We start from the raw sequence: 24,805 nt of genomic DNA, 5'->3' as shown, positions 1-24,805 counted from the left end.
AGTGTATCTCTGGCGAATTTTACCGGTCAATCATCCGATAAGAGTGATTATTCCAAACACAAGGACGGCCAGCATGACAGTCTCTAAAATGATAAGGGCAATTGCTGGACCGCCGATGCGGACTAGGCCCATCAGTGACGTTTTGATCCCCAATGCCGCGATTGCAACAATCAGGCACAACTTTGATGCATCAGCAAGCAAGGTCGCAACTTCCGCCGGTATCAGTCCCGCGCTGTTAAGACCGATCAACGCGAAGAACGCGAAAAGGAACAACGGCGGGCGGGCTTTCTTTTCCCCGCCACCTCTGCCCCGATTGAAGGCAAAGCCTAGTGCCAGGGCAACCGGCAACAACATCGCCACCCGCAACAACTTGGTATAGGTCGCAACATCCCCTGTGTTATCGGAAATAATATAGGCCGCGCCAACCACCTGGGCGACGTCATGGATGGTGCCACCAAGAAAAATCCCGGCTGTCCGATCGTCAAAGCCCAACATCGCTGTTAACAGGGGATAGAGAACCATTGCGATCGTGCTTAATGTCGTGACTCCAACAACGGTAAAGATTGTATCGCGTTCGTCATTCTGTCCCTTAGGCAGAACAGCGGACAGGGCAAGAGCGGCCGAGGCACCGCAGATCGCAACAGCACCGCCCGTCAGCACGCCAAAGCGTTGGCTCAAGCCAAAGGCACGACCCACGACCATGCCGAAAAGAATGGTTACGATGACGCCCACCACGACCACGACTATCGGCACCAGCCCCAAAGAGGATATCTGATCTAAGGTTATCCGGGCCCCCAACAAAGCAACGCCGGTCCGGATGATATGCGTAGTCGCCAGCGTGATGCCTGGTACAAAATTCGGACTGTTCGCCATTGGATTGAGTGTCATCCCAAACAACAGAGCGAACACCATGATCGGTCCGCCGTACTGGTCCGAAACGAATGCGGCCGCAAGGCCCACTATACAGGTCACGGCCAGGCCCGGAAAAACCGAAATGACAGAAAACAGAGCCCTTAGTCGCAACCATGGTGCATAATCTGACCGCTCATCAGAGGATTTCAAAAACATCATAACTTGTCACCTTTGGCTTGCGTCGGCCAACACCAACGGCCACCAACTCGTTCAACCACGAATACTGAGCGCTCGCGGTCTCAAACTGAATCAAACTGCGCAGATAGTAACTATCCGGATCCACAGGCAGCGATTTCGCGAACCGTTCCATTACCTCAGGCGATCCGCGACGAATGCCGCGATAAGACATTAGGATCATCTCCCCAGTATCGGTTTCCAGGCACACCCGAACATCGGGTCGGTACACCAAATCCTGACCACCTAATATCCAATCACTGGTGCCGGGTATAACGCGGGTAGTTAGTCGTGGCCCGATAAAATGACCGCTGTCAAAGCAGTCCACTCTGCGCGTTCCTAATGGGGTCTCCCCGACAATATGCGAGTGCGCAAACTCTAATCTAAGTTCTCCCAAATACGCTGATTTGAGTTGCGGCTTTAAAATGACACTCACTCCATGTTGAGAAATCCACCCTGCGCATGACGCGCAGGGCAAATAGAGACACACCGGTTTGCCTAATTACATGCCACTTATTGATGGCAGATAGGTTGACAATTCAGGCATGTTAACAATGGCGAACCAGGCCAACATCAACGCGATGAGGTATGGAATTACGAAAGGTACTACGCGCAGGAACGGCACGCTGGTAATACTGCTGGCAACGAATAGGTTTAGGCCAAAGGGTGGTGTGATGAATCCAATTGCTGTTCCGGTGACAAAGATAATCGCAAAATGGACCGGATCGACGCCGATGCTGTAAGCAATCGGGGCAAGAATAGGCGCCAGAATTATAACAACAGGAACACTTTCCAGAAAACATCCCGTGATCAGAATTATCGCCATACAAACGGCCATGGTAGCGTAGTAGCCATTGATCCCATCGAATAACCCCGCCACGAATGCTGGTGCGCCAATGATCGACAGTATCTGTTGCATCACGATTGAAACGGCAACCAAAGGAACCAGGAGACCAGCAACCTGCCCGGAATGAAGCAATATCTTTGGGATAGCCAGAAGCTTGATTTCGCGCGTAATAAGTGTTCCCGCCAACAGACCAAACACCACGGTCATTGCAGCGGCTTCCGTCGGCGAAAATATCCCACCATAGATACCAAGCAATACGATCCCTATTGCTACGAAACCCAGATAGGCGCGCAGACCCTTTCGGGCGCAGTTACCAACTTCAAACGGAATAATTTTACCCCACCCGAATTTCCAGGACATAAACAGACAGACAATCTGCATTCCAACTATCATCAGCGCACCGGGTATGAGCCCTGCCATGAACAGGTCACCAATTGGCAGATTCAGCAAGAACCCATATATGACGAAGATAATGGAGGGCGGGATGATAATCCCGACGACCCCACCCGAAGCCAGGGTCGCGGCCGAGAAACGGTCGTCATATTTTCCCTCCTTCAATTCCTTATACATAATCGATCCGATCGTTGCGGTCGTCGCCGCATTTGATCCTGAGATCGCCGAGAACATCCCACAGGCGCCAAGCGCCGCAAGACCGAGACCACCGCGAACCCATCCCAGCATGGCATAGGCGAAATCTGTTAACCGCTTTGCAATTCCCGCAGCATTGATGATGTCACCAGTTAAAATAAACAGTGGTAGCGCAAGCAATCCAAAGAAATTAATTCCCTCGAACAGCGTGAGGCTAAGATTAGCAAGCGTGAAATCGATGATGATACTAGTCCATAAGACCCAGTGAGCGATGATAAGAAAAATTGGAACACCGATGATGAACAGTACAGCAGCGGAAACAGAGACGAGAACAATCAGTTCATTTTCCATGATTGTCTCCTATTCTGCGATCGCTTGTGAATTTAGCTGGAATGGCTCTCGTCGACGGAAGGTCGCAATATCCTGCCAGAGGTTCTGAAGGGCGCGCAAAATGATCAGGCCCCAGCCCAGCGGCATAATCAGATAGAACCACCACTGCATCAAGTTGCTTGTGCCAGGCACAAACGCGAAATTCATTTGCAGCAGCTCTATCTGACCCAAGGCGTAGTATATCACCACAACCGAGAGAGACACCCAGAGCACAGCATCAATCAGCAAACAAAAAAACTGCATCACGTAGGGCATTTGAGAGCGTATTTCTCCAAAAGTGAGATGCGAACGTTTACGTACATTGTACGCAGCACCCAGCCAGGTCACCCAGATAAACATATAGATCGCTACGCCTGCACTCCAGGCGACCTGCGTCTTGAACAGAAAGCGAAGGACCACTTGTTCAAAGACCAGACCGGCCATCATTGCATAGGCGACGTAAATTAGGATCGGCTCCAAATTATCATCGAGCCATAGGATGACCTTTTTCATTCTTGGCATCTCCCCTGCGTTTTAAATTGTTCTTCTAATCAGATGAAAGAACGGTGAGGCGATCAAATTACCGCCTCACCGCCCACTCTAGATCAGGCTTTCCACCAACGTTGTGGATTAACGTTTTGCGCGAGGGTTTTTTTATCGATTTCACGCGCAATCGCGTGAATTTCCGAATACACATCATGGCCGCCGGACCATTCATTGATCCGTTCACGCCACTCTTCCCAGGGCTCTGGAACAAATTCAGGCGCACATAACCGTTCAGCCTTGGCGATTTCCTCGTCGGAAAGAGTAGCAACGCGAACACCGTACTGGTCGAACGTCGTGCCCGGCATTGGTGGGTTCGTCGCGCCGACCAGATTGACCAGGGCGGCTTCATGCGTGCCTTGGATACGTGCCTGAGTAAAATACGCAGATTCCATGACCGCATCCTGGTATTCAGGCTCCAGCTTGTCAAAGACATCTGAATTCATGGCAGCATGTTCCGCGCCGCAGAAGAAGCGCAGATCAACAGCCTGGGAAACCACGGGGGTCATGTTGAAAGCGGCAACCGCCGACATCCAGGTTTCAGCCCCATCAATCAGGCCCTGTTTCAGACCATCAAGGGTTTCTTCCCAGGCGACGGGAACAGGGTTCAAACCCATCAGATCCATTGCAATCCGTCCCGGCTGAGAACCCGTCACCCGGTTCTTACCGCCTTGTAGCTCCTCCAAAGTCGTAATGGTCGGACGATCCTTGTATTTTAACCCCATCATCAGACCGCGGGCTTCATACATCGTGAACAAGAACTGGACTTTATGGAGACGACGAAGCGGCTCGCGGAACAGAACCTCGCTCTTGGGATGATAGAGGAAGTGATAGAAGGATGCCCGGCTTGGGAACATATAGGCGAAATCAAGCGCGTTGTAGTAAGGCGCCCCACCGGCTGCATTCTGAGTTGAAGAGGTGAATATGTCGATGATCCCCTGCTGGGTCTTCTTCACACAATCCAATTCATTACAGATTTGGTTTTCACCGATGAACTCAACTCGGATGGCGCCATTTGTCCGCTCTTCCAGATCCCGAATGAAGTCAAGGCATCCAACATGAACGTATTTCAACCGCTCCGCATTGTATCCCGCGCCGCCAAAGCGCAGTTTGTATTTGGGTTCATTGGTATAGCGTTTGTTGTTTGCATCTTCAGCCGCTGCGGCAAGTCGCGGCGCCGTTATTGCGCCCACCATTCCAGTTGCAGCCAGCATCGTTGAAACCATACCAAACCGACCGACGGTATTTATCAAATCCCGCCGAGATACATTTGTAAAAAGTTCTTTCATCGCTTCCTCCCTTTGCCAGACTTTTATTGCCCGGCTTTAAGTCGCACGGCAGGCTCGTCCCGTCCGCGCTGAAATGAAAGCCCAGGTGCACAGCTGCGCCCCAGACCACATCAACAACCGTCAAAACAATCAACGGTTGAATTCGCACCTCTGGAAAAAGCTAAAACAATTACGGAATTATTTTTTCTGCCCGTAGTTTTTCCAGAGAATTTATATAACACTCCATACTATCCATACAGTCTGAAAACCCGGTTTTTCTTATTTTTATAGTCGATGAGACGTTGTCAAATTCACTGCCGAAGATGAAATCACCCCATCTCCAGTTGACCAATTGCTCCATTTCATAACTCTTTAAGTTGTACTCCTTAACGATCTGATCCCATACCTTCCCCTTGTTCCCCATCATGTCGACGAGGGATCGGGTTCGTACTTCACCGCAGGGCACACCAAAGAATTCCGCAAGGTGCGGCCATAAATTCCGCCACCGGAACAAATCGCCGTTTGTGACGTTGAAAGCCTGGTTTGCGCAACTTGGTTGTGTTGCGACCCACTGCATTGCCCTAGCCAGAACACCGGGATCCGTCACCTGATACAGCGCATCGAAGCAACCCGATGGGCCGGGGAAATGAAGAGGCTGACCAAGGGCGCGGCATATTGATCCATAAACACCAACGATCAGAACCTGATTCATCGGACTTCCCACAGAAAAGCTCAAGGGCGCTTGCACGCGTACAGAAGACCAGTTCCAGTCTTTGCCTTTCTGACGCTCAGCAATAAAATCCTGCTGGTCATAGTAAAAATTTGGGGGCATATGCCTGGGATCATCTTCCCGGGCGGGCGTCCGATAAGGCCCAAGATGATTTCCATACCATTTCTGGCCATGGACCAAATTGATGTGCTGGAATGCGGATGCCTCTGCCTCTAGCGCCGCCACTAGATTGACCAGCATGGAAAGATTCTCCTCGGCTTCCATTATAGGGTCTGGCGCGGGCTTATAGGCTGCGAAAAAGATGTGGCTGACATCTCGGTTTTCCGCGATCTGACGCCGACAATCTTCAGGATCCTGTAGATCTATAGCGACCCTTCGAATACCCGCACCGACCTTCGGTGGAACGCGCGATGCAGCAATCGCAGACCAACCCGCTTGCTGCGCAAAATGGTCCAGTACCGGACGTCCGACGACGCCGCCAGCACCAACAACCAGTGCGGTATCCGTTGTTCCGTTCATGCGGCTCTGTCCTCATTATTTCGCCGTGCCTTATGAAATGACTCAAACTGAGACATGGCACCCAAGGCCTTTGCCGCCACTGCGAAATCGTCAAATACCGGAACACCGGCAGCTACTGCACGACGACGCTGTTCTCTGCGAACACTGTCCACTTCCTCAGACCCATCGGAGCGCATAACAATTACCAGATGCGGTGAATTGTGCTTCGCAATACGACGGTGGTTAATTGCCGCATCAATAATATTTGGCACGATATTGCTGCCGCGATAACTGACCAAAACAGGAAGGTTCAGATGCAGAAGAATCGCATCTGTCCCAGTATCCCCAAAAAGAATGGGTAGTATTCTGTCAGCAACCTTCCCACAGCTACGATTGAAGGCATTTGCGGGAAAATCGATTGGGTTGCTTGTGCTGGCTCCATCCGGAATATCAAGCTGCTTCAATCTTTCAGACGTCTGATCTGAAAATTCCGCGAGATCGAAACCTGAATCGACAAAACAATCTGTCGCAACGACACTTGCCCCACCGCCATTTCCAAATAGTGCGAGGCGGGTGCTCACGTGATCTTCAGAAGGTGTAATTGTTTGAAAGAGCAACAGAAATTCTAGCAGATCCTCAATCGTATCGACGAGAACGCATCCAGTTTGCGCCGACAGCGCGCGCCATGTTTTAAAATCCCCAGCCAAGGCCCCGGTATGGGACATAACTGCCTTTTGTCCCTGTCTGCTTCGCCCCCCCTTTAGCAGGACAACCGGCTTGTACCCTTGTGCGGCACGCAACAGATCAAAGAACCGGCGACCATCGCCGATGTCTTCAAGATACATCCCAATGACCGACGTATCCGGATCGTTTATAAAATATTCCAAAAGATCATTTGGTCCGATATCGGCGCTGTTCCCGACAGTTACGACACCCGAATACCGTATCCCACGTCCCTGGCCGGTCCGGACGAAATCAATCCCGATTCCACCGCTTTGAGAAACGACACCAACACAGCCGGCTTCCGATTCCGCCTTGTCGACTTCGATAAAAGTTATTCCGCCTTTTGGTGAATGTGTGCCCAAAGAGTTTGGCCCTAAAATGCGGACTCCCCCTTCACGAGCCGCTGCCATCAGCGCATCCTGACCTTGGTCATTTGCGCCACCCTCACCAAATCCACTTGTCATAATTTGCGCGAATTGGACTCGCGATTTTGCAGATTTCAGCAGGTCGGCAACGCCGTCTTTCGGCACCGCAATATAGGCATAGTCCACCGGCTGTGGAGTTTCCCCAAGGCTGCGATACGCCGTCAAACCTTCCAGCGTCTCTGCTTTAGGGTGGATCGGATAGATTTCGCCCGAATATCCCATCGTCCGTAAATTCGCGATGAAACGGTTTCCAGGTCCTATACCCGATGATGAAACACCCGCAACTGCAACCGTTTTCGGCCTGAAGAGCGGCGCAAAGTCGATGGATGCCGACGACGCAAGAACGTTGGAACCGCGCAACCCATCCGACAGAACTATTAGGGCATCGACCGCCACGGCGCCCTTCTGACTGACAATCAGCGGATTGATATCAAGTTCCGCAATCTCACCCTGCAACTGCACCAAAAGTCCATCCGCGCCACCAACCTGCAGCAACGCATCAATCAGCGCATCCTGATCCAAAGGGGGCTGACCGCGTGCACCATCCAGTAGTGGCTTCGCCGTCAGCTCATCCAGCATGGATACCGCGTCATCCCGACTGATCGGACATATCCGGAATGTTACATCGGCAAAAATTTCAACATACACACCCCCAAACCCAACCATTAGGATGGGACCAAATTGCGGATCCAGGAATCCACCGATCACAATCTCCTGTCCAACAGGGGCCATTTCCTCGACTAGAAATGCTTCAATGGTGGGCGCACCAGCAGGCCAATTCTTTTGTATAGAATCCGCCGCGGCAGCAGCCTCATCGGCAGATTTTAGCCCCAGACGCACGCCTCCGAGATCGCTTTTATGCAATGCCTGGGAGGAAAGCACTTTCACGGCAAATGGGGGCTTAAGCCGAAGTGCGGCCTGCCGGACTTCTTCAGGCGTAGCACCAGCATCGGATTTTGGCACTGAGACGCCGAATCCGGAAAGAACCGTCTTTCCGATTTGCTCATCCAGTGCGGCGAACCCCTGTTGACGCGCCCACGCTAGTATTGACCGTGGGTCCTTCTGCGTGATCGCGTCCTTAAGATTGGATTCTGCTTTCCCCATTTTGTCATCTCACTTTAAATTATAAATGCCGTTCATCAAACTGTCAGAACCAAAACCAACTGCCCCTCCACAACGGCGTCACCTTCTTTCAAGGCTAGGCTCTTCACGACGCCGTCTTCAGGAGAGGAGACCGGGATCTCCATTTTCATGGATTCCAGGATTACCAGAGTGTCGTCTTCAGCAATTTCATCCCCGGGCTGAACCAGGATTTTCCATACGGACCCGGCAATATCACTTTTCACTTCAAATTCAGCCATGACGGCTCCTTCGTTTCATCAATCCGATTAGATCAATAGGATGTTGGCCAAGTAGCTAGTTTATGCTCACCAACTTCACCCTTCAGAGCATGCACTTCCAACAAGCGAGCCAGCGATTGCCGTGTTTCCCGCGGATCAATAATCGCATGCGTTTCATAGAGTTCAGCGAGAGAGTAAGCTGTGGAATCCTGCTTCAAATCTGCTAACAATTCGTCGAAGCGCTCTGGATCCTCGCTGCGCTTCACTTTGTGAAGCATCTGGACGCCAAGAGCAGGATCCACAAAGCCCAGATCCGCCATTGGCCAAGACAGAACTTCATCGGAGTTTCGGCCGCCCCCCATGTTCAGGTAGGCCTGCCCATAGCTTTTACGCATGATCACTGATATCTTCGGCGTGCTAACCAGGCTGATCGCATTCATCCAATTCATGATCCGACCGGGTGCCCAACGCTTCTCCCCATCGATCCCAATCAGAAACCCTGGCTGATCAACCATAAATACAACGGGCACGTTGTATGAATCACACAGCACAAGGAAGCTTACAGCCTTGCGCATGGCATCGACATCAATGGCACCACCCTTAAATTTTGGATTATTGGCTAGGATGCCGACCGAACGACCCTCAATTCGTGCCAAGGACGTACAAATTGACTTGCCGAACCTTGCCTTCAACTCGAACAGCGAATCACCATCGACAACACAGCGTAGAATGTCGCGCACATCATAAACCGCGTTTCGTGTCTCAGGAAGAATCTCCAGAATATGATCAGCCGACTTTTCAGGCTCGGAATAGGCTTCCTGTCGTGGCGGCATTTCGCTGTTATGCCGGGGAAGATAGCTCAGGAATACACGAACCGCTTCAAGCGCTTCCTCATCGGTATCCACCGCCAAGTCGACAAGACCAGTGCTACCAGTATGAAGCCGCCACCCGCCCAGATCCTCGGCTTCAACCGGCTGATTAATCGCGACGGAAGTCACCCGCGTGCTGGCCACGGCCAGCGTTGAGCCTTTGCGCATCACGACAAAATCCGACATGCAGGCGTACCAGGTCGATGAGCCGTAACAATCGCCCAGCAATGCGGAGACCCAGGGTGTTTTGCGATCCCGCAAATATTCTGCAGCATCCTGTCCCAGCATTGCGCGACCTGCCGCGCCCATGCGGTCAGGCATGCGTGCGCCAGCGGACTCTCCTAGAAAAACGAGAGGGAGGCCGCGTTTCGATGCGACTTCACGCATATGGCGGATTTTCTTTCCATTGACGGCACTGCTTGTGGCGCCAACGACGGTAAAGTCGTTTGAAATAACGGCGATCTCTCTGCCGTCTACACGCCCAAATCCCGCAATTTTACCATCAGCTGGCGTCTTATGACGTGCCTCGGGGCGGATACCTTTCGCAAACAGACCGGACTCAAAAAAGGAGCCTTCATCCAGCAAAACATCCAAGCGTTCACGCGCATTCAGCCGACCCTGCTCGCGTCGTTTCGCAAGCTTATCTGATCCACCCATGGCATAAGCGACCTGTTTACGTTGCGCATACTCATCCAAGACATCCTCAAACGCCACTTACGAACTCCTCCCAATGTTTTTTGTCGGCATTAATGCGCCTGTAGATGACATTTTCACGAGGACTGGTTATAATTTCAAATATTAATAAGTCATTAACCTATAACGTTTTGTAATAGGTATGATGATCGACAGAATTGACACGAGATTCTACATGTCATTGAAATATCGTAAAATTTTTCGACTCGTAGAATGCACCAGTATTTGAAACTGACATAGTGCCATACTACCCTATTCAAATTTTGGAGGTGAAAATGTCTGGATCTCTCAACCTTAAACAGATCGATGCATTTCGATGGGTCATGATCTCAGGATCAACCAGCCAGGCAGCCGCAATACTTAATGTATCGCAGCCCGCAGTCAGTCGATTGATCCACAATTTTGAAGGACAGGTCGACTATCAGCTATTTATAAGACACGGGGGTCGACTGCATCCAACCGCAGAAGCTGAGGCGCTGTTTCGAGGAATTGAACGGGTCTATCCGGGCCTCACCCATCTCAGCAGTTTAATGCAAAATATCTCGCTGGCCGATAGCGGCCTCATTCGGGTTATCGCCACCATGCCTATGGTGCAGCGGCTGGTGCCAGAAGCATTGAAAGCATTTCACGAACAACTGCCGCAAATTCAATTATCCGTGAAAACGATCGTGAAGCGTGAGTTGCGCGAATGGCTGGACGGTCAACAGTTTGAAATCGGCTTAGCAACGCTTCCTGTCGACTATCCCGCAGCAAACATAATACCATTGGCCAGTCTAAATTGTGTTTGCGTTCTACCTCCGGGGCATCGGTTGAGCGAAGCTGATTTTGTTGCCCCTACGGATCTGGCCAATGAACAGTTCATCTCCATCATTCCCGACACAGTCCTACGTCGTCGGGTTGATCAGGTCTTCAATGAACTTGGGGTCGAGCGCCAGCTTAACATCGAAACACAATCCGGAGCAGCCATTTGCGATATGGTGGCAGCCGGTCTTGGCGTTTCGATTGTCGAGGTCTTTACGGCCAGTGCCTTCGCGGACAAGGGCGTGATACTCAAACCATTCCGACCCGCAATCAGATTACAGTTCGGCATGTTGCTGCCGGTGAAAAGACCGCAATCACATGCCGTTGAGGTTCTAATCGAAGCCTTACGCGACCGGGCGAAAGGCTTCGAAGAGAGTTTCCGTAACTTCTGATCGCATTGCTTCCTTAGACAGCGACAGTACGCATCAATTCACCGATGTCGGCGCATTTGTCCATCTTTGCCATGATTTCTATTGAAGTGACGATTTGGGATTCTGGCAGAACACCCTCGACGCAGCCACGATATTTCGGAATGCACTCGGCAAAGCCAAGCAGTGCGGGGGGCTGGCCTCTCGCCGTTTCAGGACTCCGCTTGATGATCCGGCCATCTGCCAAACGATATGTCAGATTCGGCGTCCATCCCGTCGGCGTCCAGCCCCAATCTTCGCGAACGATGGTTTCGACCTTTTTACGGAATGCCGCAAATTTCGGGTCATTAATTTTCTCACGTGAGAATCCAGAAGGTAGAACCTGTGGTTCAAGCATCGCAATCGCCAGAGAATGCGGCAAACTGAACTGGGCCTGGATCTCGTCATTTGGTTCCGCATGTTGCACAACGGTAGGGAAGAAGGCGTTAACTTCCACCGAGATGGACTTAATATCGTCGGCGCTCAATCCCTCTTCTTCCCTCACAGCGGCGGTGGTTTCGATCATGCGCTGCAAATGATAACAGCAGGGGTAGGATTTAATGCCGATCTCGTTAATTCGATAGGGCTTTCCCCAGTCCCCCAGGATCGCGTCTGGGTTTTCCACTTTGCCTGCGGTAATAATGTTGAAAAGACCGCGTGGTGCTTCGAGGATATCTTGTTGGCCGGTAAATCCATCGGCAGCCAACAATGCCGCAGTCAGGCCGTTTCGGGCCGAAAATCCCATCTCAATGATATGAGACATTGTACCGGTCTGATAGCCAATGCCACTAGCCTGCGACGATGCGATGGCGATTGCGTTGGCTGTGCTTTCCTCGTCCAACTTTAATAGCTTTGCACCTGCGACGGCGCAGCCGATTGATCCAGCAAGGCTTAGTACCATAAATCCCAGCCGACGCGCTTCCCGGCAGGCAAGACCAATGCGCGCTTGCGCCTCGTAAGACAATATGAAAGCGGAGATCACATCCTGCCCGCTGGAACCGAGCTTTTCGCCCATCGCCAGGATCGCCGGAAACAAAGTATAGCTAGACACGGCTTCCGGAAAGCTATCATCCTCATATTCAGTGGCATGCGCAAACGTGCCGTTGGCAAGCGCAGCCATTTCCACCGGTGCTTTCATACCGGCGCCTAGCACAGATGCTTCTTCAGCGCCTCCCGCACGCTTTACATATCGCGTAATCTTATCACTGCCCACACAATGCGGACCGGCAACCATAGCTCCCAAAGCGCTCATCGCGAGCGTCTTAGAGTAGGAGACATCCTGATCGGAGAAGTCTTCAAACTGGGTGCCGGAAACTCGCGCGGCAATTTCTCTGGTGGTTTTCATGATCGCCTCACACTATGGATTTCAAAACATATGTATGATATAAATCTATTCAACAGCTTGAATCAAGTATGTGATTTTTCTGAAATCGTCGTTTTTCAGGTTAGCAACTCGACACATGCTATCAATGGAGCTTAGAATACCGGGATAATCTCGAATAAGTTGTTTCCCAGGCTTGAATCATAGATTTTTGTGTCATTGATATTGACAATTGTCAGCAAATTCGCCTGAACCTCGTTCCCGGGAACGAACCAACGAGAACCTGAAAATGCCAAGACGCACAAACAACATCGACATTGACGCAATGACAGGGATGTCCATGTCGACGCGTCAAAGTCGACGCGGTGCTGTGACGTTGACGGGGCAATCCCGCCAGCCTCTTTACAAGGAGGTGAAACTCGCAATCACCCGGATGTTGAGCAGCGGGGAAATGCAGGCAGGCGAAGCCATTCCGACAGAAAAACAATTATGCGAAATATTCGGCACCAGTATTGGAACGATACGACGTGCAATCGACGAATTGGTCGCTGAGCATGTCCTGATCCGACAACAAGGTCGCGGCACGTTCCTTGCGCCCTACAGTCCAGACCGGATGCTAAATATCTTCTTTAACATTGTCAGTAAAGATGGGCGCCGAGAAGTTCCCATTGTTCAGACATTATCGTTCCAGAATGACATTTCGGATGCAGAAACCGCAAAAGAACTGGCGATCCGTGATGGGGATGAGATCTACAAGATACACAATATTATGTTAATGGGCGGAGAACCCGCCGTGCTGGACGAAATTCGTATCTCATCTGTCCTTTTTCCAGGATTAACGGAGACGGAATTTGTCTCTCGGGATATGACAATTTACGATCTTTATCAAAACCGCTTTGGCATAAACGTGATCAGGACATCCGATCGCCTACGTTCCATTCCGGCCGATGTCTCCACCGCGAAAAGGCTGAATATCCCGTTGGGTATGCCGCTTCTTGAGATACTGCGGGTCGCGGTTACATTCGAAGACCGGCCTGTGGAATGGCGACGCACATTGTTGAATACAGAAAACTTCGAATACCGAAATCTACTGAAATCGGACGGCCTCTGAGGCGAGACCATCCGATCCCATATCAGAGATCAAGTTTCAGCAACTTTGCCGCATTGCCATAGAGAACCTTTGGAATAATATCCTGCCGCCATCCGAGATCCAGAAAATCACGCAAAGAATCCTGAATGTCCTTTACGGGATAAGCAGTACCGAACAGAGTGCGGTCTTCCAGAAACATATTCGCGCCCTTAACATAGGTATCTGCGCAGATCATTCCCTTGGTCGACGCGTACAGATCCGGTGACACATAAATGTTCGGACAAGCCAATGCGACAACGACCATCTCCTCCGCATAGGGCCATGCGGCATGTGAGACAACGATCTTCAGGTCGGGATATTTCTGAGCAACCCGTTGGATCGAAACCGGACTAGACCAGGTAATATCATGCCCGCCCAGAACCGACAGCAATCCCGAAAGTGAGATCGAAACAGGTAGATCATATTCCAGAGCGATCTCATAAATCGGGTCCAAACTTGGATCATCCGACCATCTCGGCTTACGTGCCGAACCCGGCTCAATTGATATTCCCTTGATGTTTTCCACTGCGGCATATTCCCGAATTTCCGCGAGCCCCTTATCAATGTCATCTAAATCGACCCCCAGAAAGCCCAGGAAGCGATCGGAATAGGTCGTCACTGCCTCAACAATCTCAGAATTTTCAACGCCACCAAGATTACCAGCACCGGATGACGCGCGGCCGATCAGGACACCATATCGAATTCCCGCTGAATCCATTTCTTGAAACAGAAGATCCAAATCTTCCAACCAGGCAGAACGGGCCCCCTTGAAACTAATCATCTGGCGCGGGTAATGCATCGCGGTGCGGAACACACTGCCACGGGTCCAGGCAGGAATTGGCGGTCGCAGACGCATATCAACAATTGGCGGCATCATCATTGTCATCTTGTATCCTCCCAGGTTTGAACGGGACGCCGACTAGGCAGTTCGGCGCAAGGCGACCCGCGTGTTATGGAACTCAAGTTGAAATCCTGTAACGGTCTGCCGGGCGTTAAGCGCCCTGAGCAATGACTCCACCGGACTTCCCAACGCAGCGGTGGTCTTAATAGGACCGGCCGCCCTAATGGCATCGACCTCCCCGCCGGCGAACATGTAACGTAGCATCCGTTCGTCATCGTCCAGACTAGGATAATCCCGCTTCAGTTTCGGACGAGCCGGCTCAAGTGCCTTTGGTTTAATTGGAATGGATGAAGAACCGTTCTCAACAATTCGATCTAGGACATTTGGTTCCACTGGGGACAATAGCTTGCCAAAATGCCCTAATGCATAGCGCTTGATCTCATCAGGCACACTTCCATAGCGCTCTCCACCAACCACATTCAGCATCGCCTGAACTGCGATAATCTGAGAGAAAGGCGTCACCATAATCGGCCATCCAAGCTCAGCGCGGATCGTAACGATTTCCTCAAGAATTTCGTCGAAACGATCTTCGAGACCCTGGGCGCGGAGTTGAAAACGCCAGTTGTTCAGCATGCCGCCCGGCATCTGATGCTTATAGTGAAAAACGTCGTATTCCATCGGCTCGCCATGCGGAAAGCCTTCCTGCGCAGCAAGATCTATAAGATAGGTGCTGATCTCATCAATCAGGTCCCGATCCACCGCCGTTTCAAAACCGGAGTAGAACAAATTCCGCAGCGTGTTCTGGATGGAAGGTTGAGCGGGACCGCTGGCCAGCGGCGCAATGGAGGCATGAAGCTGATCGACACCAAGCTTCGCACCTTCCAAATATACCAAAGGAGCCAGACCCGTATTGCAATGGCTATGAAGTTCTAAAGGTCGCCCCCCCATCACGGCCTTTAATGCGGGTACAAGCGTCCTTATACGATCCGGCGTCAACAATGCGCCAGAATCCTTGATCATAATGGCATCGACATCGGTTTTCTCAATCAATGCCTTTGCGGTTTCAGCATAGACCGCATCCGTGTGAACCGGACTTTCGCTGAAGACCAGGGCCCCGACCGTATACAGTCCCAGCTTCTTTCCATGTCGGATACTTACCGCCATATTATCGACGTCGAACAACGCGTCCAGCGTACCAACGACAGAAAACCCGTTCGCAGCAAGTCGCTCCATCCACATTTCCACCATATCATCAGGCGCAAGGCTGAACCCGATCAGACTTTTGCTACGACAGTAGCTACGCAGCGGCGTCGTCGCAAATTTCTCTTTCAGAAGCCTGACTTTCTCCCATGGGTCTTCATTCAGATACCTTACGCAAACGTCAAACTGCACCGGCGCCATGAAATCAATCATTTCAAACCCGGCGCGTTCCATCTGGTCGGCAATCGGTAACATCATTCCGGCGGTCATCCGTGTGGTCCAAAGGCATTGCTGTCCATCGCGAAGCGTAGTGTCGATAATGCCGACCGTTCCATCTTTCGCGCGCCGAGCGCGAACCTTTTCAGCTTCAGTCAATATTTCTCTCCCGCCTTGCTGTTAATCAGGCTGAACGACGAAGAGGATCTGTCCTTCTTCGACCATTTCTGCATTGCTCGCGCGGATTTCCAGAACGGTTCCACCGACGCCGGCCTCCACATTATTGAACAGCTTCATAACTTCGATCAGAGCGATCGTGTCTTCCGGACCGAACCGGCTGCCGACATCGACGAATGGTGGTGTAGTCGGGGAAGATGCGCGATAGAATATCCCGTGCATCGGCGCCGTTACTGTAACCGCACCATCGGGGATCTCCGACATTTTCTCAGTGTCATCCGCACTGGAGGTGTTCGCTTTTAGCTCAGATGGACCCACTGGCGTTGTGTCGGCCTGTTCCACTCTCGCAACGGTTGGCTGCGTCTCCACCCTATTAGGAACCTCTGAACCCGCGCCGCCGGTAGCGACTGTGCCCTTTTGAACACGCAACTTCATGCCGCCATATTCTACAACGACCTCAACGTCTTCCGCTTGATCAACAATCTGAAGAATCCGTAAAACATCCTTGTGTGTTAGGTCTGTGGTCCCAGACATTTCTAAACCTTTCTATTCAGAGGTATCCCACCCTTGGTCTTCTTTAGGTCTCAGTTATGAATCTGTTGCTTATCCGCCTCATAATTCCGAAACCCTGAGCTCACTCTGCACTAACAACTATGTCATATATATGATATGGAAGTTGTTATCGCGTCAACATCAAGTCATGATGCGTTGCGGAGTGAAATTGTTGTTAAAGCATCTGCTGCATGCGGTGACCGGAATACATCACATCACGGATGTATCGCGTATGCACCCGACCTTCCAAAAAGACAGGATCATTGAGCAGCCGCTGGTGAAAACTGATTGTGGTTGGCACACCTTCCACACGCATTTCCCCCAGGGCGCGTCGCATGCGCGCCAAGGCCTCCTCACGGTTGGAACCTGTTGCAATAACTTTCGCCAAGAGTGAATCGTAATAAGGTGGCAGCTGATAGCCGGGATAAATATGGGTATCTACCCTGATCCCAGGACCAGAAGGCAAAACAAAGGTTTCGATCTTGCCTGGCTTGGGCATAAATCCCTTCTCTGGGTCTTCCGCATTAATACGGCATTCGATGGAATGTCCTTGAGGGTTGATATCTTCCTGCCGCAATTCAGGCGCGTTGCCTCCGGCTTGTAGAATCTGGCGTTTAACCAGATCAACACGGGTGACTTCCTCTGTCACAGGATGCTCGACCTGAATACGGGTATTCATTTCGATGAAGTAGAATGTTTGGGTAGCCGCATCAACAATGAATTCAACTGTTCCAGCCCCTTCATATCCAACCGCATCCCCAAGAGCGCAGGCCGCAGTGACCATCTTTTCACGCAGTTCTGGCGAAACAGCTGGTGAGGGACTTTCTTCAAGTAGCTTCTGGTGACGGCGCTGAACACTGCAGTCTCGTTCTCCGAATTGGAGCGTTTTCTTGCCATCGCCAAAAACCTGAACCTCTACATGGCGTACATCGGAGAGATATTTCTCTATGTAAACTTCACCATTGCCAAAAGCGGATGCGGCCTCATGTGACGCGCTCTCCAATGTTTCCTTCAGCTTTTCTTCAGATTCCACGACGCGCATACCACGCCCGCCGCCACCGGCCGAGGCCTTGATCAAAAGTGGATACCCTATTTCACCTGCGATTTTCACCGCGTCATTAAAGCCAGAAATCGGATCCTTGGATCCTGGAGTGACTGGAACACCAGCCTTCATCGCCATGGCGCGGGCAGCCGCCTTGTTTCCCATCAAGTCGATCACCGACCCTTTGGGACCAATAAACGTAATACCCGCCGCGGCACATTTGTCAGAAAAGGCTGCACTTTCTGACAGGAACCCATAGCCTGGATGAATGGCATCCGCCCCCACCTGCTTTGCGGCTTCAATAATCCTGTCACCCTTCAGATAACTCTCCGTCGCTTGTGCCTCACCAATCTCAATCGCGGAATCTGCCAGTTGTACCGGCAGTGTATTGGCGTCCGCAGTGGAATGAGCCTGCACAGATTCAACACCAAGATCTCGACATGCCCTAATGACACGAAGAGCGATTTCGCCACGGTTTGCGATCAGAATACGGCGAAGCGCCATTGAAACCTCCTATTATTTTCTTGCGGATTGGCGCCAGCGCCAGCATCCAACATTGTTGTGCATAACATACATATCATATATATCTTTGTAAATTGCAGAGATGCAAGAAGGGAATTTTGATGCGACTATTATTGCGCTCGGATGTGGCAACTCCCGAATTGGGGCGCACTGGCATATCCAAGGGCGAAAACAGTACTTTGCCTCGCGTCTGGGACTCAGCGAGACAATATGCGATAGATGGCGCCTTCACTGCCCATAATGGATACAGCTACGTGACTTCAGATATCAGCGTTGAAACCGGTATTCACCTGAAACAGGCCCGGGTTGATCGCGGTGGGCAGACGGTTCTGCATGATCTTGATCTGTCGATAACACAGCACCGAGTTGCGATTGTTGGACGAAATGGATCAGGAAAGTCGACATTGGCGCGTCTTATAAAGGGAATACTGCGCCCCTCATCCGGGACTGTGCGACTCTATGGTCGCGACCCCGCAAAACGCGACTTTGACTCCTTATCTGTTGCCGGCTTTCTGTTTCAGAACTCGGATCATCAGATCCTGTGTCCCAATGTTTTTGAGGAAATTGCCTTTGGTCTGAGCGAAAATGGCACCTCTTCGAAGCGGATTGGTTCCACGGTTATGGCGTTGCTTCAGCACTATGGGATCGCCGATTGGCGCGATCGCGCAGTCGCGACCCTGTCAGAAGGTCAGCGCCGTTTGGTGTGCCTGTTGGCGGTGTTGATCATGCAGCCGAAAGTGATCCTGCTGGATGAACCCTTCAATGGATTGGACATTCCAACCCGAAGCCGCCTGAAGCGTTTCATTGCGGATCTGCCCCATCAGGTCCTTATGATCACCCATGACATCGATAGCCTGAACGATTTCGACAGAGTGTTGTGGATCGAGAAAGGGCGGATTCATGCCGATGGTCGACCGGAATCCGTCTTGCCCGCCTTCGCCGCCGCGATGCAGGCAGCCGTAGAAAGAGAGTCATCGTGGGAAATGTAAATATTGAGGCGCAATGGCTGCGCCGTTTGCCCGCAGGTTTGAAGCTCATATTGCTGGCTCTTATCAATGTATTCGTCTTTCTGATAGACAGGCCTGTCTTTCTGATCGCAGTCTTCGCCTGCGTCGTGATCCTGACCATACTTGCCCGCGCCCACGGCCTATATTCCGCGTTGCGCGCGCCTGGACAAATGCTGCTCCTCGCCTTTGCGGCCCATGGACTGTTGGGGGATTGGGTGCTGGGTCTTACTGTCTGCCTGCGGATCGCTACTCTGGTTCTGCTCGCCACAGTGATTTCGGCGTCAATCCCGCTGGCCAGCATGCTTGCTGTGCTGGACCGCGTTCTGGTACCCCTCCAGTGGATTGGACTGCCAACGCGCCCAGTTGGCGTGGCCATCGCGATGACTTTACGTTTCGCACCCATGCTGACGGAGCGTTGGCAATTCTTGGGGGAAAGCTGGCGTGCCCGCTCACCCCGCCGTCCACTTTGGCGACTCGTATCGCCCTTTGTTATATCAGTGATAGACGATGCGGATCGCACCGCTGAAGCACTTGCCGCCCGTGGCGGTTTTGACCGGAGAAAATAAAATGGAAAATACGGTAACCCGCGTTGCACTCTTTGCGGCATTCATCGCCGCTCTTGGGCTGATACCTCAGATTACCCTTCCGATTGCCAGTGGCGTTCCAATTACTGCGCAAACGCTAGGCGTCATGCTGGCTGGGTTGATTATCGGCCCCTGGCGCGGGGCGCTTTCTATCATGGTCTTCATCGGGGTTGTCGCGCTCGGCGCCCCCCTGCTTGCAGGCGGACGCGGTGGGCTGGGCGTCTTCGTTGGGCCCACTGTCGGCTTCCTGGTTGGATGGCCCATTGCCGCCATCGCGATTGGACTATTGTTCAGGGCGACAACGAAACTGGGCGTCATGACCGCAGGCCTGATCGCAAGCCTGTTGGGCGGCATCGTCGTTCTTTATGCTTTCGGAATTGTCGGGCTCAGCGTTATCGCGGAGCTTTCTCTGCTGAAGGCTGTTCTCGCCACCGCCATCTTCATCCCAGGGGATATCCTGAAGGCCATCCTCGCCGCCTACATAAACCGAGAGGTGCGACGCGCCAGACCCGGCCTATCAGAATGAGAGGCGAATATAAGGTGCGGTTACTCGTGGAACATCTAGTTTGTTAATCATGGCTTTTCTCTGAGTGCTTCGTGAGAGGTCTTTCCAGCATGCGCGCCGTGGGGTTTGTGGGCGTTGTAGAGGCGCTCCCGCTGTGAGGTGGAAGCTCATCAACCTCAACAAGCTAAAGTTTGACAACGCTGAAAATCATCGAACTCAGCGTGACGCTATCGAAGCGCTGCTCGGCTGAAACGACTACTGTAGAAGAATTTCCTGGATGGCCTTTGCCGCTACCGTCAGTCTTGTTTGCGATTTCTGGGGTAGCCCAGCAACTCGACTTTGTCGGCGGGCTGAAGCATGGGAAGTCGCCAAACGTCATCAATGGTTCTGTGTGTTGCGTTGATATAAATCACATTTCCATTCTCGTCTTTAGCGTTAACCAAGGACTGCGTTTCCTTGTTCCAAACCCTTTTGATCTGCTGAACTGGTTCAGCACGCTTTTCGCGAAGTTTATTGAAATGGTACTTTGCCGATTTCTTATAAACCAGAATGACGTCATGGTTTGATGCAAAGCGATTAATGTTGCCTTGCATTTTGTTATAGTAATACCAGACAATTTCATTTTCGAAGGCATCGGCGCCAAATATTTCATCCAAAAGCGCACGCAAATAGTGGGACTTGTGCCAGTCGCAGTGCATACAGAAGACGCCGTCGTCGCTTAGAAGCTCACGCATGAGTATTGAGCGCTCATAAGCCGTTGGAATATTTGGTTGCGGGGGCATGCAACCAACTTTACTTACTTTACTCCGCGCGACACTTAAAAGCCCACTAGCAACTATGTCTAATCGCACTTTCCAATTTGACTTGCCCGCTCATTCTTCGGGCATGAACCCTATACGCATCGGCGCGCAAAAGGGAAAATCAGCAAAAAAGGGAGAAGAGACATGCAGTCTGCTAATTTCCAACATGCTTCGAGAGAGTATCGCCTTAACTAGATGGCATCCGACCACCTCGAGAGCGGGACCCGGACGGATACACTAAGAAAGGCCATCTGGGTCGGCTTAAGCCGGAAAGTGAGGCAACAAGTAAAAACACTGAAATCTATGGTAAAGTATCTAGCAAGTGCGACATTATGAGAAGACACAGCGTATCAACATCCAATTAGGGTGTGGACTCAATTGATCCAGCATTTGATGGCGAAGAGATGTACCATGTTTCTGAAGTTGGTTGCGTGTTTCTCAAACCGCGTTGCCAATCTTCGCATATCCTTCATCTTGCAGAAGAAGCGCTCAACGATGTTACGCATGACATAGATGTTCTTGTCTTGGGGGACTGGAGTTTGGGCATTGCTTTTCGATGGGATCACCGCCAATGCGCCTTCGTCTGCGATTTGGCGTCGTATTTTGGCGCTGCCATAGGCTTTGTCCGCGACGATGGCGAGAGGTGGTTTCGTCCAGTTCAAAAAGGCATCCATGACCTGGCTGTCATGGACGTGTCCGCCGGTGATCTCCAGCCTGTGCGGGCGACCCTTGGTGTCTACGGCCACGTGAACTTTGCTTGTGCGACCGCCGCGTGAGCGTCCAATACCTTCTGCCAGTTCTCCCTTTTTGAGCCTGACGCAGCGCGATGGGCTTTAACGATGGACGCATCAATGAAGAGGAAACTATCCTCGACCTCTTCGGCCAAGGCATCAAATATGCCTTTCCAGACACCCCGTTCACCCCACCGCACATAGCGATTGTAGACCGTCGTTCGAGGCCCATAGCGCTCTGGCAAACCCCACCAATGCGCACCGGTCCGCAAAATATAGAATATCCCGTTGAGAACCCGACGATCATCCTGCCGACGCGGACCACGGACATTTTTTGGCAATAAAGGCGCAATAACCGCCCATTCTTCGTCACTCAAATCAAATCGACCCATCATTCCCTCCTGTGTTACAGAATGACAATCATGATTTGCTAAGTCTCATCAATACCTTGAATTGGGTTCACACCCTAGTAAAAGAAAGCCCTAAAAGTAGTTTCAAGCAGGAAAAATCTATAACAATGGTATTATTCTAACACGAAGAGCGTAATGATATCATTTACTTCATTTTGCACGATATTCTACTATATGGAAAAATGATCATTCTTACCAATTGACTACACAAAAATTCGTTCAAATATAATTCTTATAGACTGGAAACAAACCTTCTATCTTGATGCGCATTTCTAATGTCGAATGAAGCGCCTTGAGATTCAATGGCTTCCGCCAACTGTTGCTCGGCAGCCAATAGCAACGAACTAAAAATTTGGGGGTCACGAATCTTTAGGAGTGCAGCTTCAGCATATTTTTGTTGTGAACTTTCATTAGTTAGCGGTGGGAGCTTCCCAAGTTTTCTTTGGACGAGCATGGCAAGAATGAACCGGAATTTCCAAACATTCTTTCTGTTCTTCCCAACGCTAAGCTTTTCTATCGAGCGCAAAATCTTCGAAGACAAGAGATACGGCCACATCGAGTGCTCATCTACAAACATTTTACTTCTATATTTTTTTAATAACACACCATAATAGTCATTTGCATCAACAGGCTCTTCAAGACAACAACTAACAAAAGAATATGTTAGGGAGGAAAGTGATATAATATTGTGTGGTAAGTATGTAGTGTCAGAGTACTGTCTCTTTCTGCGCTCATAAACAATTTTTTCATTGCTTGATTCTTCTATACTCAAAAAGAAACGTTCAATTTTTTTATGAAATCCATCCAAGACAACGAAAGCTTCGTCTTTCACCTCAGTTTGTCTGTTCGTTGCTTTGACAATCTCATTTATTATTTCTTTATCTTCTACTTCAATTATTTTTACGGCAACAGCGGTTTCTTCTTGAAGTAAATTCCTATGTAAAAAAATAATATTGCTCGTTTGACATCCATTTACAATTTGAAAGTCTGATAACGTAAATTTTTTTCCAACAAGATTTACGTTTCTAGCTACTATTGTGATACCGTTGTTTAGAGCAGCGAGTTTTCTTTGTTCTTTTTGCGACGTTATTGTTTTTGAAATTTCATCATTGACAGGGTTTCTGTTCAGAAAATCGCGGACATTTTCGTTGAAAATCGCCTTATGTAGCTTGCCGTCCGAATTCGATAAGAGCTTAACAAGCTCCTTGCATGGAAGTAGGCCGAGATAAGCTTGACGAATTCCCGGAATTTGCGGGAGTGATGCAAATTCGCTCATCTGAATTTCGCGTTCGAGCCGTAAGTTAATCTCCTGATAACGCTGTTGCAATTTATCGCCATCAACAAATGAGAAAATAACATCTGAGAATAAATTATATTCCTTTAGCTCATCCACGCCAGCTTTTACTCGTGCATTGATGATTGAATCATTTTTAAAATTTCCAGCATAGCAGTAGTACAAATGCAAACGTGGTTTTGATTTAAATTTTACACTTATAGAGAATACAAAATCTGATAATTCTCTTTTATCCGCGATAGTATCATTTACTGGCATATATTTTTGGCCAAAGAATTCTTTCACACCCTGCAGGAAGCTACCAATTTCAGCTGCATTAAGAGAACGCGAAGTTTTCGATTGAATAAAACAATAGTCAGCGTCAATCCTTTGACGAGATACAATTTCAGAAACCTGAGTTGGTGTAGAAACGGGAATATCGTTCAGAAAAATCGCGGCACTATCTATTCCTGTATCAAGTCCACCTGAAACAATCACTTCCGATAGTTCAACATGCTCTGAAAAATCTCGATGCAGTACAGAATATGCAGAGAAATACTCAAACACTTCAGATTCCTTAAGGTCTTTTAGTCCATATGAATTGGAAAATTCATTTAGATAGGAATTAAGTATAGGATCATCCATTGGTTTCTCCGAATAAAGCTAAAAGTGTCTTGATATACTATAATTACATTTTTGAGTTAGACCATACTCTCGTTGACGTTGTAGTCAGATTTTTTTGGTAGCAAGTTTGAGCATGGCGAGGTAGTTTTCGGCATGTATTTCGTAGCGCAAGCGACACGCCTGAACTTTCTGATACGGTTAAAGAAATGCTCGATCCGATTGGCACTTTGTAGAGCCCCTCGCTGAAACAAACCTTCCACTTCCGGTGGCGCTTTTAAGGGATATTAGGAGCGGCGGCGGTCTCGGCAATGGCAGTTCGCAACCAAGTCGGCGTCGCAGACCGTGGCGACGAACAGGATCGACCCCAGTCTCAGGCATCTGATCAGAATCGTAGCCGGACAGTCGCCCGTATGGCCCGCATTAGGATTATTTCTAGCTGGCAACCACGAACGTCGGTCCGTGCATGAACCTTGGTCGTCAGTCCGCCGTCCGTGCGGTCCTTACATTGATCCAATTGCCCTTTTTGGTTTGGCAGCATGCTGATGGACGTGCTCAGACGTGCTGTCAATCATCTTGACGTCGCCGTCATAGGCCTCCGCTATCCGAACAAAATCACGACGCCTGTTGGGTCTCCTTATTGGGAGTTTCCTTCTAGGTGCTGCCGTGCTCGGTGTGGTGATATGG

21 protein-coding genes and 1 pseudogene are annotated in these 24,805 nt (G+C 50.4%); 5 read left to right on the top strand and 17 right to left on the bottom strand.

The features are described from left to right. Nucleotides 1–30: 30 nt before the first annotated feature. The 9 genes from ACOSDR_RS00520 to ACOSDR_RS00480 form a co-directional block, all read right to left on the bottom strand. The gene (locus ACOSDR_RS00520) at nt 31–1,071 is read right to left on the bottom strand and encodes a YeiH family protein (protein WP_420730055.1); all 1,041 of its coding nucleotides are present in this window, start codon (nt 1,069–1,071) and stop codon (nt 31–33) included. Continuing rightward, a complete protein-coding gene (locus ACOSDR_RS00515) occupies nt 1,049–1,522 on the bottom strand; it encodes a DUF3237 domain-containing protein (protein WP_420730054.1) in 474 nt (157 codons plus the stop codon). The genes ACOSDR_RS00520 and ACOSDR_RS00515 overlap by 23 nt, the downstream gene beginning before the upstream one ends. 66 nt (nt 1,523–1,588) lie before the next feature. Further along, nucleotides 1,589–2,872, bottom strand: coding sequence for a TRAP transporter large permease (locus ACOSDR_RS00510; protein WP_420730053.1), 1,284 nt, complete (start codon nt 2,870–2,872; stop codon nt 1,589–1,591). A 9-nt stretch (nt 2,873–2,881) separates the two neighbouring features. Beyond that, nucleotides 2,882–3,403: a TRAP transporter small permease gene (locus ACOSDR_RS00505; RefSeq protein ID WP_420730052.1), complete on the bottom strand. Its 522-nt coding sequence runs from the start codon at nt 3,401–3,403 to the stop codon at nt 2,882–2,884. Nucleotides 3,404–3,495: 92 nt separating this feature from the next. Then, nucleotides 3,496–4,722: a TRAP transporter substrate-binding protein gene (locus tag ACOSDR_RS00500; RefSeq protein WP_420730051.1), complete on the bottom strand. Its 1,227-nt coding sequence runs from the start codon at nt 4,720–4,722 to the stop codon at nt 3,496–3,498. Between the two features lie 169 nt (nt 4,723–4,891). Then, a complete protein-coding gene (locus ACOSDR_RS00495; protein ID WP_420730050.1) occupies nt 4,892–5,950 on the bottom strand; it encodes an SDR family oxidoreductase in 1,059 nt (352 codons plus the stop codon). Beyond that, a complete protein-coding gene (locus tag ACOSDR_RS00490) occupies nt 5,947–8,181 on the bottom strand; it encodes an acetate--CoA ligase family protein (protein WP_420730049.1) in 2,235 nt (744 codons plus the stop codon). Before ACOSDR_RS00490 ends, ACOSDR_RS00495 begins: the two co-directional genes overlap by 4 nt. A gap of 35 nt (nt 8,182–8,216) precedes the next feature. Continuing rightward, a complete protein-coding gene (locus ACOSDR_RS00485; protein WP_420730048.1) occupies nt 8,217–8,438 on the bottom strand; it encodes a biotin/lipoyl-binding carrier protein in 222 nt (73 codons plus the stop codon). Between the two features lie 32 nt (nt 8,439–8,470). After that, nucleotides 8,471–10,000, bottom strand: coding sequence for an acyl-CoA carboxylase subunit beta (locus ACOSDR_RS00480; RefSeq protein ID WP_420730047.1), 1,530 nt, complete (start codon nt 9,998–10,000; stop codon nt 8,471–8,473). Nucleotides 10,001–10,254: 254 nt separating this feature from the next. Between ACOSDR_RS00480 and ACOSDR_RS00475 the strand changes: the two genes are divergently transcribed. Next, nucleotides 10,255–11,172, top strand: coding sequence for a LysR substrate-binding domain-containing protein (locus ACOSDR_RS00475; RefSeq protein WP_420730046.1), 918 nt, complete (start codon nt 10,255–10,257; stop codon nt 11,170–11,172). Between the two features lie 13 nt (nt 11,173–11,185). On the opposite strand, the gene ACOSDR_RS00470 is transcribed toward ACOSDR_RS00475, so the two are convergent. Continuing rightward, entirely contained in the window at nt 11,186–12,532 is a 1,347-nt protein-coding gene (locus ACOSDR_RS00470; protein ID WP_420730044.1) for an MmgE/PrpD family protein, read from the bottom strand. A 316-nt stretch (nt 12,533–12,848) separates the two neighbouring features. On the opposite strand from ACOSDR_RS00470, the gene ACOSDR_RS00465 reads away from it, so the two are divergent. Beyond that, complete coding sequence (locus ACOSDR_RS00465; RefSeq protein WP_420730043.1) at nt 12,849–13,619, top strand: GntR family transcriptional regulator; 771 nt, start codon at nt 12,849–12,851, stop codon at nt 13,617–13,619. A 22-nt stretch (nt 13,620–13,641) separates the two neighbouring features. Here the strand turns inward: ACOSDR_RS00465 and ACOSDR_RS00460 are convergent, their stop codons facing one another. The 4 genes from ACOSDR_RS00460 to accC all read right to left on the bottom strand — a co-directional run bounded on the left by ACOSDR_RS00460 (nt 13,642) and on the right by accC (nt 18,169). Further along, nucleotides 13,642–14,523 (bottom strand): amidohydrolase family protein, encoded by an 882-nt coding sequence (locus ACOSDR_RS00460; RefSeq protein WP_420730042.1) that lies wholly within the window; start codon nt 14,521–14,523, stop codon nt 13,642–13,644. 33 nt (nt 14,524–14,556) lie between these two features. Next, nucleotides 14,557–16,053 carry a hypothetical protein gene (locus ACOSDR_RS00455; RefSeq protein WP_420730041.1) on the bottom strand — a complete coding sequence of 499 codons (1,497 nt, stop codon included), beginning with the start codon at nt 16,051–16,053 and terminating at the stop codon, nt 14,557–14,559. Between the two features lie 21 nt (nt 16,054–16,074). Beyond that, nucleotides 16,075–16,605 carry an acetyl-CoA carboxylase biotin carboxyl carrier protein gene (locus tag ACOSDR_RS00450; protein WP_420730040.1) on the bottom strand — a complete coding sequence of 177 codons (531 nt, stop codon included), beginning with the start codon at nt 16,603–16,605 and terminating at the stop codon, nt 16,075–16,077. A 193-nt stretch (nt 16,606–16,798) separates the two neighbouring features. After that, nucleotides 16,799–18,169 carry an acetyl-CoA carboxylase biotin carboxylase subunit gene (gene accC / locus ACOSDR_RS00445; RefSeq protein WP_420730039.1) on the bottom strand — a complete coding sequence of 457 codons (1,371 nt, stop codon included), beginning with the start codon at nt 18,167–18,169 and terminating at the stop codon, nt 16,799–16,801. Nucleotides 18,170–18,441: 272 nt separating this feature from the next. Here accC and ACOSDR_RS00440 point away from each other — a divergent pair, with 272 nt between their 5' ends. Genes ACOSDR_RS00440 through ACOSDR_RS00430 form a run of 3 tightly spaced genes read left to right on the top strand, consistent with a single transcriptional unit; the run spans nt 18,442 to nt 20,304 of the window. Next, on the top strand, nt 18,442–19,176 hold the full coding sequence (locus tag ACOSDR_RS00440) for an energy-coupling factor ABC transporter ATP-binding protein (protein WP_420730038.1): 735 nt from the start codon (nt 18,442–18,444) through the stop codon (nt 19,174–19,176). After that, nucleotides 19,164–19,760, top strand: coding sequence for an energy-coupling factor transporter transmembrane component T family protein (locus ACOSDR_RS00435; protein WP_420730037.1), 597 nt, complete (start codon nt 19,164–19,166; stop codon nt 19,758–19,760). Before ACOSDR_RS00440 ends, ACOSDR_RS00435 begins: the two co-directional genes overlap by 13 nt. Before the next feature lies 1 nt (nt 19,761). Then, nucleotides 19,762–20,304, top strand: coding sequence for a biotin transporter BioY (locus ACOSDR_RS00430; RefSeq protein WP_420730036.1), 543 nt, complete (start codon nt 19,762–19,764; stop codon nt 20,302–20,304). Between the two features lie 275 nt (nt 20,305–20,579). On the opposite strand, the gene ACOSDR_RS00425 is transcribed toward ACOSDR_RS00430, so the two are convergent. The 3 genes and pseudogenes from ACOSDR_RS00425 to ACOSDR_RS00415 form a co-directional block, all read right to left on the bottom strand. Further along, a complete protein-coding gene (locus tag ACOSDR_RS00425) occupies nt 20,580–21,065 on the bottom strand; it encodes a DNA methyltransferase (RefSeq protein ID WP_420730035.1) in 486 nt (161 codons plus the stop codon). Nucleotides 21,066–21,457: 392 nt separating this feature from the next. Further along, a pseudogene (locus tag ACOSDR_RS00420) lies at nt 21,458–22,179 on the bottom strand (IS5 family transposase); the annotation flags it as partial. A gap of 277 nt (nt 22,180–22,456) precedes the next feature. Then, nucleotides 22,457–24,142, bottom strand: a complete 1,686-nt coding sequence (locus ACOSDR_RS00415; RefSeq protein ID WP_420730034.1) for an AIPR family protein — start codon at nt 24,140–24,142, stop codon at nt 22,457–22,459. Nucleotides 24,143–24,805: the final 663 nt, after the last annotated feature.

Source organism: Hwanghaeella sp. 1Z406, assembly GCF_048892425.1.
GTDB lineage: Bacteria > Pseudomonadota > Alphaproteobacteria > UBA8366 > Aestuariispiraceae > Pacificispira.
Note: the sequence above shows the minus strand (reverse complement) of the source record. Positions and strands in the feature narration are given on the sequence as shown.